This is a genomic window from Pseudonocardia sp. (assembly GCF_050246655.1).
In the GTDB taxonomy this organism is placed as follows: Bacteria; Actinomycetota; Actinomycetes; order Mycobacteriales; family Pseudonocardiaceae; genus Pseudonocardia.
Genome location: NZ_JBFWVQ010000043.1, coordinates 37,039 through 47,532 on the forward strand (window position 1 = coordinate 37,039; position 10,494 = coordinate 47,532).

Below are 10,494 nucleotides of genomic sequence, written 5' to 3' on the forward strand. Positions count from 1 at the left end.
TGCACGCTCGGGGTCCGCCCCGCGCCGGGGATCGGATCAGTCGCCGGCGCCGTCCGTGCGGTCCAGCACCTCCCGCACCCGCTCGCGCGCGCCCGCGAGCCGCTCCTCGCAGCGGCGGGCGAGCGCCTCTCCCCGCTCCCACAGCGCGACGGACTCGTCGAGCGACAACCCGCCCTGCTCCAGGCGGCGCACGACGTCCGCGAGCTCGTCGCGGGCCTGTTCGTAGTCGAGGCCGTCCACCGCGGGCTCGCTCATGCCGTTCCCTTCCCCGCCTGCGGGCGCGCACCCGCAGGCTCCGCACCGTCGACGGTCGCCGACACCGCCCCGTCCGCGACCCGGATCCGCAGCCGGTCGCCCGCCGTCACCTCGCCGACCGAGCGCAGCACCGGCGGGATCCCGGCGATGCCGTCGCCGGGTACACGCTGCACCACGGCGTAGCCGCGGGCCAGCGTCGCGGCCGGGCCGAGCGCGGTGAGCCGCGCGCGGACGTGGGCGAGGTCGTGCTCACGGCGCTCCAGCCCGCGCAGGACGCTCCCGCGGACCGCATCGCGCAGCCGCGTGACGTCCCCGGCCCGCGCGTCGAGGGCCGACACCGGGTCGGCCAGCACCGGGCGGGCGCGCAGCTGTGCGAGCAGCTGCTCCTCACGGTCGACCCAGCCGGCCAGCGCCCGCCGCGCCCGGTCGCGCAGCCCGGCGATCCGGGCGGTCTCCTCCGCGAGATCCGGGACGAGCCGCCGCCCGGCCTCGGTGGGGGTGGAGCAACGCAGGTCGGCGACGTGGTCCACGAGCGGGGTGTCGGGTTCGTGGCCGATCGCCGACACCACCGGCGTGCGGCACGCGGCGACCGCCCGGCACAGCGTCTCGTCGGAGAACGGCAGGAGGTCCTCGACGCTGCCGCCGCCGCGGGCCAGCACGATCACGTCCACGTCCGGGTCGCGGTCCAGGGCGTCGAGGGCGTCCACGATCTGTGCGACGGCGAGCCCACCCTGCACGGCGACGTGGCAGATCCGGAACTCAACCGCAGGCCAGCGCGTCGTCGCGTTCGTGACGACGTCGTGCTCGGCCGCCGACGCCCGGCCCGTGACGAGGCCGATGCGCCCCGGCAGGAACGGCAGGCGGCGCTTGCGGGCGGGGTCGAACAGCCCCTCGGCGGCGAGCAGGCGGCGCAGCCGCTCGATGCGGGCGAGCAGCTCACCGATGCCGACGGCGCGGATCTCGTCGACCCGCAGCGAGAGCGTGCCGCGGGCCGGGAAGAACGACGGCTTGCCGTGGACGACGACCCGTCTGCCCTCGGTGACCGCGGCCCCGCCGTCGCGTACAAGCCGGATCGGGGCGGTGAGCTGCAGCGACACGTCGGCGGCGGGATCGCGCAGCACGAGGAACGCGGTGTTCGTGCCCGGGCGGGCGGTGACCTGCGCGAGCTGCCCCTCCACCCACACCGCGCCCAGGCGATCCACCCATTCCATGATCTTGCGCGCCACCGTCCGCACCGGCCAGGGCGCGTCGGCCGAGGTGGGCTCGGGACGGGTCAACTCGCCGTGACCGTGGCGATCCGGTTGGTGAGCATCGTGACGTACGCGGGTCGCGCCTCGTGGGCGTTCTCCCAGGCCAGCAGCAGCCGAAGGTCGTCCACGGTGAGCGAGCGCAGGCGCGCGCGCAGCTGGGGGATCGAGAGCTCAGGGTACTTCGGCAGGACGCTCGGGCCGTCCGGCTCCTCGGGCCCGTCCGGCTCAGCCGCGGCAGCCGTCACCGGCGCCGGCGGGCGGGCGACGGGGATCCGCTCGGGCTCGGGGCGGCGCAGCGGCGTGACGCCGTTCGTCGGACGGCCGCCGTCCTCCTCGAGATCCTCGTCGAACGTCGCCCAGCTCGGCTTCTCCTCGAGGGGGCGCAGCATGCCGAGGACGCGGTCGCCCTTGATCGCGAGATCGGTGATCGTCTGCTGGACCCGCATCGAGGTCTGCAGTGCCTGGCTCACCGCCGTCACCGGCAGCTCGACCGCGAGCCGCGGCAGGTCCCGGACCTGCTCCACAGCGGTGGCGACGAGCCCTGCGGCGACGCGGACCGGCAGCGGCAGCGGTTGCGGCTTCATACCGGCATTCTTCCCTGCTCCGTGGCCTGCGGCACCCCGGGTGCGCACCTGGTCGTGTGGGCCGGGGCACGGCCCGGCGCCCGCAGCCGCCCGTACCATGGACGCCATGACCTCGCCCGAGACCGGCACGAAGCGTGTCCTGCTGGCCAAGCCTCGCGGCTACTGCGCCGGCGTCGACCGGGCCGTCGAGGCGGTGGAGCGGGCTCTGGAGAAGCACGGCGCACCCGTTTACGTGCGCAAGCAGATCGTGCACAACCTCCACGTCGTCGATACGCTCGAGCAGCGCGGCGCCGTCTTCGTCGATGAGACCGACGAGGTTCCGGAGGGTGCCCTCGTGGTGTTCTCCGCCCACGGCGTGTCGCCCGTGGTGCACGAGCAGGCAAAGGAGCGCGGCCTGCGCACCATCGACGCCACCTGCCCGCTGGTGACGAAGGTGCATCACGAGGCCAAGCGGTTCGCGCGCGAGGACTACGACATCCTGCTCGTCGGCCACCACGGTCACGAGGAGGTCGAGGGCACCTCCGGCGAGGCGCCCGAGCACATCCAGCTCGTCGAGACGCCCGAGGACGTCGCCGCGGTGACGGTGCGCGACCCGGAGAAGGTCATCTGGCTCTCGCAGACCACGCTGTCGGTCGACGAGACGCTGGAGACGGTCCGCGCGCTGCGCGAGCGCTTCCCGTCGCTGCAGAACCCGCCCAGCGACGACATCTGCTACGCCACGCAGAACCGTCAGGTGGCCGTCAAGGCGATGGCTCCGCGCTGCGACCTCGTGCTCGTGGTGGGCTCGCGCAACTCGTCGAACTCCGTGCGGCTGGTGGAGGTGGCGCTGCAGGCGGGGGCGGGTGCGGCGAAGCTGATCGACTACGCGCGCGAGATCGACGACGCGTGGCTGCGCGGTGTCACGACGATCGGCATCACCAGCGGGGCGTCGGTACCGGAGGTGCTGGTGCGCGGCGTGCTCGACCATCTCGCCGAGCGCGGCTGGGGCGAGGTCGAGGAGATCGAGACGGCGCAGGAGACGCTCACGTTCGCGCTGCCCCGCGAGCTGCGGCCGGCGCGCAGCGCCCGCTAGGAGCGGCGACCGCTCGGGCGGCGCTCGCGTTCCCCGGCGTCGGCGCGCCCCGCCGCGGCTGCCGCGTCCTTGGTGCCCTCGCGGCCGCTCCCGCCGGATCGCGGGCTCCGGACGCGGCGTGGACGCAGCGGCTGCAGGAGGATCCGGGCGCTGCCGAGCGCGAGCACCGCGATCGTCGTCGTCGCCATCGAGGGGAACGCGTTCACGAGCGGCGCGCCGACGGCGATCATCTTCTCGGTGATGCCGCTCCCGGGCCGGGGAGGCGCGGCGAGGAACACGACCGTCGGGACGGCGATCGCGACGAGCAGCGGCGGCGCCACCATCGGCCAGAACAGGCTCGCCCTCCGCACCCACGCGACCCCGAGCACGCACCCGGTGAAGTAGAACGCGGAGAAGACCCACCCGACCGTGCCGATGCGCAGCAGATCGATCAGCACACCGAGGCCGGTGCCGCCCGCCGCGACGCAGAGCGCCGCCACCGGGGGCAGCCCGAGCACCGTCGGCAGGATCGACCGCTCGGCCATCGGGAACCCCGGCGGGACCGGTCGCGGCTCGCGCGGAGCGTCCGCGCCCGGAGCGTCGGTGCCGCGGGGGCCATCGGTCGAGCTCATCGCGCCACGGTAGCCCGACCGACGTGATGTGGCTCGCCGTCACGGTCCTCCGGATGGAGGAGCGTGCGTTCCGCCGCGTCGAACGGCCGGCCGGGATGCCCGCCGTGCAGGGCGACGAGCGACTCGTCGGCCGACGCGACCAGCTCCGGGGCCGATACGACCCTCGGCGAGCGCTCCACCTGCACCGGTGCGGCCAGCTCGCCGTCCGCCACGTTCAGCTCGGTGAGCTTGCGGGCCGTCACCAGCACCCGCGTCTCCAGCGAGGACACCGCCTTGTTGTAGGAGTCGACGGCCGTGTCCAGGCTGCGGCCCAGCTTTGCGACGTGCCCGCCCATCGTGGCGAGGCGGCTGTGGAGGTCCTTGCCGAGCTGGTGGACCTGGGCGGCATTGCGGGCCAGCGCCTCCTGCCGCCACGTGTACGCGACGGTGCGCAGCAGGGCGATCAGCGTCGTGGGCGTCGCGACCACGACGTTGCGGGAGAAGGCGTGTTCCAGCAGTGACGGGTCGGCCCTGCAGGCCGCCTCCAGGAACGGGTCGCCCGGCACGAACAGCACGACGAACTCGGGCGACGGGTCGAACGCCGTCCAGTAGCTCTTCCCGGACAGCGCGTCGACGTGCTGGCGGAGCTGTCGCGCGTGCGCCGTGAGCCGCTCGGCGTGCACGTCCGCATCCGTGCTCTCGACGGCCTCCAGGTACGCCGCGAACGGCACCTTCGCGTCCACGACGATCTGCTTGCCGCCCGCGAGATGCACGACCATGTCCGGCCGCACCCCGCCGTCCGGCCCGGCGGCGACGACCTGCGTGTCGAAGTCGCAGTGCTCCACCATGCCGGCGAGCTGCGCGATCCGCTCCAGCTGCAGCTCGCCCCACCGGCCCCGCACCTGCGGCGCCCGCAGCGCGTTGACCAGCTGCTTCGTCTCGGCGCGCAGCTGCTCGGAGCTCGCGCCCATCGCCGAGACCTGCTCGCGCAGCCCCGCGTAGGCCGATTCGCGCTCCCGCTCGACCGTGCGCAGCTGCCCCTCGACCCGCTGCAGGGCCGCGGCCATGGGGTCGAGCAGCTTCCCGATCGCGCTCGCGCGCTCCTGCGCCTCGCCGCGCGCCCCTGCCGCCAGGGCCGCCGTCACCTCCTTGATCCGGCTCTCCGCCAGCGCGGCGAACGCCTCACCGTTGCGGGCCAGCGCCTCGGCCGAGAGCGCCCCGAACGCCTCCTTCAGCTCCACCTCGCGACGGGTGAGCAGCTCCTCGCGGCGGGCCGCCGCATCCCGCTCGCCGGCGAGCGCCGCCCTCGCCGCCGCGGCCTCGCTCTCGGCCCGGCGGGCGCGCTCGCGGGACTGCTCGCACTCCTCGGCGAGCTCCTCGACCCGCTCCAGGAGGGACGCACGCTCGGCGCGCAGCGCGGCGGCGTCCGAACGCAGCATCGCCCCGGACTCGGCCGCGGCCCGCGCGGCGTCCGCCTGCGCGATGCGATGGCGCGCCGACTGGTGCAGCCAGGCCACACCCGCGCCGACCACCAGGCCGAGGATCAGGCCGATGAGCAGCACATTCACGGCGGTGACGACGTCCACGCCCTGCAGCGTGCAACAACGGTCCGACGGAACCGGGGCCGACGCGCCGGGGTGAGGCCGCCGTCCGGCCAGCGGGCGGGCCTGATCGCCGAGCGGTCGAACAGGTGGTCGAATCGGTGCGGCCGCTCCGGGCGGTTCGTGTCGGTTCGTGTCGGTTCGTGTCGGTGCGGTCAGCGCGGTCAGTGGGCGGTCAGTGGGTGGCCTCGTGGTCCAGCAGGCGCCGTTTGAGGGCGGTGCCCCACCGGAAGCCGCCCAGCGTGCCGTCCGAGCGCAGGACGCGGTGGCACGGCACGAACAAGGCCGCTGCGTTGCGCGCGCACGCGGACGCGGCCGCGCGGACCGCCGCCGGACGCCCCGACTTCGCCGCGTACTCCGTGTAGGTCACCGGGCTGCCCGCGGGGACCGTGCGCAGCACCACCCAGGCCTGCTCCAGGAAGGCGCCGGACCGCTGCCGGACCGGGACGTCGTCGATCACGGAGAGCTCGCCGGCGTGGTAGCGGGTGATCGCGGCGGCGACCGGCCCGAGGTCACCGCGGCGGGGGTCCGGACGCAGCGTGGGATGGACGAGTGGCAGCAGGTCGTCCAGCTCGGCGGTCCAGCCGGAGGCGAGGACGGCGCCGTCGTCGGCGAGGACGGCGGTGAACGGTCCGAACGGGGTGTCGACGGTGTCCCAGAGGGGGGTCATGAGGTTCTCCTCGCTTGTCGGGGCGCTGGTAGGGACCGGTCTGCCTGGCCGCTCATGCCGATCTCCGGCGCGGGCCCACGGCGGCGGCGCGCCACAGGTGCTGCACGGCGTAGGAGCGCCACGGCTGCCAGCGGGCCGCGTGGCGCAGCAGCCCCGCGGCGTCACCGGGCAGGCCGAGCGCGGCGGCACCGTGGCGGGCCGCCAGGTCGCCGGTGAGCGGTTCGTCGGGGTCGCCGAGCACGCGCATGGCGACGTAGCCCGCCGTCCACGGCCCGATGCCGGGCAGGGCGACCAGGTCCGCGCGCAGCTGCGCCGGGTCGCGGCCCGCGTCGAGCACCAGCTTGCCGGACGCGATCGCGGCGGCGAGCCCGACGACGGTCGCGATCCGGCGGGCCGGCCCGGTGAGCACCTCCGCGCCACGGGCGGCGATCTCCTCCGGCGCGGGGAAGAGCAGTTTCGGCCCGCCGGGGAGGGTGCTGGACGCCAGCGTGGGCGGGAGGCGCTCGCCGAGCGCTGCGGCCAGCCGGGCAGAGGCCGTCCGCGCCGCGGCGACCGACACCTGCTGGCCGAGCACCGCCCGGATCGCGGTCTCCGCCGGGTCGACCGTGCCGGGCAGCCGGACGCCGGGTGTCGCCGCGACGGACGTGGAGAGGGCCGGGTCGGCGGCGAGAACGGCGTCCACCGCGACGGGGTCGGCGTCGAGGTCGAGCAGGCGGCGCAGGCGCTGCACGGCGGGGCCGAGATCGCGGGGATCGGCCAGCCGCAGCGTGGCGACGACGTGCGACGTGTCGTCGCGGCGGCGTCCGGACGGGCGGGCCGCTCGTCCCGGAGCGGGGGCGGGGGACGACGCAGGGGGCACCGTCAGCGCGACCACCGCCGGGCCGTGCGGCAGCCGCACCGTCCGCCGGTAGCCGGCATCGACGGGGTCGACGGGGTCGCCCGGGTCGCCTGCGTCAATGGCGTCGACGGCGCCGACGGACTCGACGCCCGGGACGGCGCGCGCGCCGAGGAACGCGAGCAGCCCCGCCCCGTCGAACGGCGGCCGCAGCGGCAGGCGCAGCACGGTCGCCCCGGCGACGGGCCGCGGCCCCCGGTGCCGGGTTGCGGCCTCGCGCCGCAGCGTCGACGGCGGGACCCCGTACACCCCGTGGACGGTGTCGTTGAACTGGCGCACGCTCGCGAACCCGGCCGCGAACGCGACGTCGGCCAGGCCGAGCTCGGTCGTCTCGACGAGCAGGCGCGCCGTGTGCGCGCGGTGGGCGCGGGCGAGCGCGAGTGGCCCGGCGCCGAGTTCGGCGGTGAGGACCCGGTTGAGGTGGCGCGGCGAGTAGCCCAGGCGCGCCGCGAGTCCCGGGACGCCGCTGCGCTCGACGACGCCGTCGGAGATCAGCCGCATGGCGCGGGCGGCGAGGTCGGCGCGGCTGTTCCAGTCGGGCGAGCCGGGGACCGCGTCGGGCAGGCAGCGGCGGCACGCGCGGTACCCGCGCTGCTGAGCGGCGCCCGCGGTGGGGAGGAACTCGACGTTGCGGCGGCGCGGCGTCACGGCCGGGCAGGACGGGCGGCAGTAGATCCCCGTCGTGCGCACGGCGGTGACGAAGCGGCCGTCGAACCGCGCGTCGCGGGCGGTGACGGCGCGGTAGCAGAGGTCCTCGTCGAGTCGCACGCCACCGATGCTGGCACGGCCCCCGGCGCGGTACTCGCGGGAATCGGACACGGACCTGTTCGCACACACCCGGCGGTGCTCGCGCACACCCGTCGGCCGTGTGTGCGAGCGCCACGGGGTGTGTGCGCGGCTCGCACGTGTGTGCGAGGCGGGCCCGGTGTGGTGCTCGCGGGAATCGGACACGGACCTGTTCGCACACACCCGGTGGTGCTCGCGCACATCGTCGGTCGTGTGTGCGAGCGCCACGGGGTGTGTGCGCGGCTCGCACGTGTGTGCGAGGCGGGCCCGGTGTGGTGCTCGCGGGAATCGGACACGGACCTGTTCGCACACACCCGGTGGTGCTCGCACATACCGTCGGCCGTGTGTGCGAGCGTCACGGGGTGTGTGCGCGGCTCGCACGTGTGTGCGAGCGGCTGTGCGTGAGCGGGCTGTGCGAGCGGCGTCAGGCCCGGGGTGCTCCGTGTCGTCCGTCCTGCGGGTCAGGGGGAGGGACCGCCGCACCCTGCGTGTCAGGCGTGCGCGCAGTGCGGACCCGACAGGTAGCCCTGGTCGCAGGCGAGCCGGACCCGCTGGCGCAGGCTGATCGGTAGCCGCGCCCAGTCCGACTCCGACAGCCCCTCGCGGTCGGGGTCGGGGTCCGGCGACGGCGCGGTGGACGTCCCGGAGCGTCCGCTCGCCGCACGCGGGGCCGGCTCGGCGGGCACCCCGGCGACGGCGCCCGCGCTGCCCGAGGCGAGCGCGGCGATGTCGGCCCCGGTGGCGGTCGGAGGCGCGACGGGCGCGGCGGACGCGGCGGACGCGGCGGACGCGGCCGCCGCCGCGGACCCGGAGGAGGCCATGGGAACGGAGGCCGGGCCGCCGATCATGGCGCTGGGGAAGGTGAGCACGGTGCCGCCGCTCGCGGTCAGGGCGGTCACGACCGCGCCTGCGAGCAGGAGCCGGGGCGGGAACTGCGCGGTCACGGGCGCCTCCGAGGCATCGCACGTCGTCTGTTCGGCCTATACGAAGCAGCTTCTCCCGCGTTAACGCGTTTCCCACGATCGGGTGACGGGCGATGCGGCCCGGAATCCTCCGGCGCCGCCGCCGGACCCGCCCGCGGGCGCGACTACCCTGGACGTCCGTGTCCCTCACCCTCGGCATCGTCGGCCTGCCCAACGTCGGCAAGTCGACGCTGTTCAACGCGCTGACGCGCAACGACGTGCTGGCGGCGAACTACCCGTTCGCGACGATCGAGCCGAACGTCGGCGTGGTGCCGCTGCCGGATCCGCGGCTCGCGACGCTGGCCGAGATCTTCGGGTCGGCGCGGATCCTGCCCGCCACGGTGTCGTTCGTCGACATCGCCGGCATCGTGAAGGGCGCCTCCGAGGGCGCGGGACTCGGCAACAAGTTCCTCGCCAACATCCGCGAGGCGCAGGCGATCTGCCAGGTCGTGCGGGTGTTCGACGACCCCGACGTCGTGCACGTCGAGGGCCGCGTGGACCCCGCGGGGGACATCGAGACGATCGCCACCGAGCTCATCCTCGCCGACCTCCAGACGCTGGAGAAGGCCGTGCCGCGCCTGCAGAAGGAGGCGCGGATGCAGAAGGACCGCCGCCCGGTCCTGGAGGCCGCCGAGTCCGCCGTCGAGATCCTGAACGCCGGGCGGACGCTCTTCCAGGCCGGGGTCGACGCGGCGCCGCTGCGCGAGCTGAGCCTGCTCACCACGAAGCCGTTCCTCTACGTCTTCAACGCCGACGAGGCCGTGCTCGCCGACGAGGCGCGCCGCAAGGAGCTCGCCACGCTGGTGGCGCCCGCGGAGGCGGTGTTCCTCGACGCGAAGGTCGAGGCGGAGCTGCTGGAGCTGGACGAGGAGTCGGCGCGCGAGCTGCTCGAGTCGATCGGCCAGGAGGAGCCTGGCCTGCACGCGCTGGCCCACGCCGGGTTCGCGACGCTCGGCCTGCAGACCTACCTCACCGCCGGGCCGAAAGAGGCCCGGGCGTGGACGATCCGCAAGGGCACCACGGCCCCCCAGGCCGCGGGCGTGATCCACACCGACTTCGAGCGCGGCTTCATCAAGGCGGAGATCGTCTCCTTCGACGACCTGGTGGAGGCCGGGTCGATGGCGGCGGCGAAGGCGGCGGGGAAGGTGCGGATGGAGGGCAAGGACTACGTCATGGCCGACGGGGATGTGGTCGAGTTCCGGTTCAATGTCTGATCGGTCCCTGTTTCTCCTGGTCAGCGGGCTATCCCGCTCGGTCGTTCGTCAGCCGTTCGTCAGTCGGTGACGCGATGGGACCCGCCGACCGCGAGGCCTCCAATGTCAGGTGTCCGCTTCGGGTATCTGCGCGCAGCGCACCGAGGAGCTGTTGATGATCAAGCCAGGGCCTGCAGTGGTCACGAACACCGACCAGGGAGTCTCATCTGCTCGAAGTCCGACGGCTACACAACGCATATCGATCATGTGCAGGTAGCCGCCCGGGGCGGGGATCAAGCCTTCAACGAGATTTACGTCAACGCTGAGACGGGCGAGGTCTCGACGCAACGCTCGATGCCTGCGCCAGTCGGGAGCTCCGTGGGCGAGGGACGGCGGCACAGGATCGCGCTGTCTGGTTTCTGCGAGGAGTGCGGCGGACGGTTTTCGCTGGTCCTCACACAGCACAAGGGTGACACGATCGTCGAGTGGGCCGAGCCGACGCTCAGCTACTAGTGTCCTGAGTCGTTAATTCGGGCGCAGTATCGGGCGATGCTGTCGAGGATCTCGTTGGCAGTCTTGGTCCAGACGTAGGGCCGCGGGTTGTCGTTCCAGGTCGTGATCCAGTCGCGGATGTCG

At 74.5% G+C, this 10,494-nt stretch carries 10 protein-coding genes and 1 pseudogene; 2 read left to right on the forward strand and 9 right to left on the reverse strand.

Annotated features, from left to right (window positions below; genetic code table 11):
* Nucleotides 1-36: 36 nt before the first annotated feature.
* From AB7J25_RS15730 to AB7J25_RS15740, 3 genes are all read right to left on the reverse strand, one after another.
* Nucleotides 37-255 carry an exodeoxyribonuclease VII small subunit gene (locus AB7J25_RS15730; protein WP_428509627.1) on the reverse strand — a complete coding sequence of 73 codons (219 nt, stop codon included), beginning with the start codon at nucleotides 253-255 and terminating at the stop codon, nucleotides 37-39.
* Nucleotides 252-1,466, reverse strand: a complete 1,215-nt coding sequence (gene xseA / locus AB7J25_RS15735; protein ID WP_428509649.1) for an exodeoxyribonuclease VII large subunit — start codon at nucleotides 1,464-1,466, stop codon at nucleotides 252-254. Before xseA ends, AB7J25_RS15730 begins: the two co-directional genes overlap by 4 nt.
* A 62-nt stretch (nucleotides 1,467-1,528) precedes the next feature.
* Nucleotides 1,529-2,089, reverse strand: coding sequence for a lipid droplet-associated protein (locus tag AB7J25_RS15740; protein WP_428509629.1), 561 nt, complete (start codon nucleotides 2,087-2,089; stop codon nucleotides 1,529-1,531).
* A 106-nt stretch (nucleotides 2,090-2,195) separates the two neighbouring features.
* On the opposite strand from AB7J25_RS15740, the gene AB7J25_RS15745 reads away from it, so the two are divergent.
* Nucleotides 2,196-3,161, forward strand: a complete 966-nt coding sequence (locus AB7J25_RS15745; RefSeq protein WP_428509631.1) for a 4-hydroxy-3-methylbut-2-enyl diphosphate reductase — start codon at nucleotides 2,196-2,198, stop codon at nucleotides 3,159-3,161.
* Here the strand turns inward: AB7J25_RS15745 and AB7J25_RS15750 are convergent.
* The 5 genes from AB7J25_RS15750 to AB7J25_RS15770 all read right to left on the reverse strand — a co-directional run bounded on the left by AB7J25_RS15750 (nucleotide 3,158) and on the right by AB7J25_RS15770 (nucleotide 8,647).
* Complete coding sequence (locus AB7J25_RS15750; RefSeq protein ID WP_428509633.1) at nucleotides 3,158-3,772, reverse strand: DUF6542 domain-containing protein; 615 nt, start codon at nucleotides 3,770-3,772, stop codon at nucleotides 3,158-3,160. The genes AB7J25_RS15745 and AB7J25_RS15750 overlap by 4 nt on opposite strands.
* The gene (locus AB7J25_RS15755) at nucleotides 3,769-5,337 is read right to left on the reverse strand and encodes a DNA recombination protein RmuC (RefSeq protein ID WP_428509635.1); all 1,569 of its coding nucleotides are present in this window, start codon (nucleotides 5,335-5,337) and stop codon (nucleotides 3,769-3,771) included. Before AB7J25_RS15755 ends, AB7J25_RS15750 begins: the two co-directional genes overlap by 4 nt.
* A 190-nt stretch (nucleotides 5,338-5,527) precedes the next feature.
* Nucleotides 5,528-6,022 (reverse strand): methylated-DNA--[protein]-cysteine S-methyltransferase, encoded by a 495-nt coding sequence (locus tag AB7J25_RS15760; RefSeq protein ID WP_428509637.1) that lies wholly within the window; start codon nucleotides 6,020-6,022, stop codon nucleotides 5,528-5,530.
* A gap of 52 nt (nucleotides 6,023-6,074) precedes the next feature.
* The gene (locus AB7J25_RS15765; RefSeq protein ID WP_428509639.1) at nucleotides 6,075-7,685 is read right to left on the reverse strand and encodes a DNA-3-methyladenine glycosylase 2 family protein; all 1,611 of its coding nucleotides are present in this window, start codon (nucleotides 7,683-7,685) and stop codon (nucleotides 6,075-6,077) included.
* 509 nt (nucleotides 7,686-8,194) lie between these two features.
* A complete protein-coding gene (locus tag AB7J25_RS15770; RefSeq protein WP_428509641.1) occupies nucleotides 8,195-8,647 on the reverse strand; it encodes a hypothetical protein in 453 nt (150 codons plus the stop codon).
* A gap of 158 nt (nucleotides 8,648-8,805) precedes the next feature.
* On the opposite strand from AB7J25_RS15770, the gene ychF reads away from it, so the two are divergent.
* Nucleotides 8,806-9,879, forward strand: coding sequence for a redox-regulated ATPase YchF (gene ychF / locus AB7J25_RS15775; RefSeq protein WP_428509643.1), 1,074 nt, complete (start codon nucleotides 8,806-8,808; stop codon nucleotides 9,877-9,879).
* 488 nt (nucleotides 9,880-10,367) lie between these two features.
* Here ychF and AB7J25_RS15780 read toward each other — a convergent pair.
* Nucleotides 10,368-10,494: pseudogene (locus tag AB7J25_RS15780) on the reverse strand (IS630 family transposase); the annotation flags it as partial.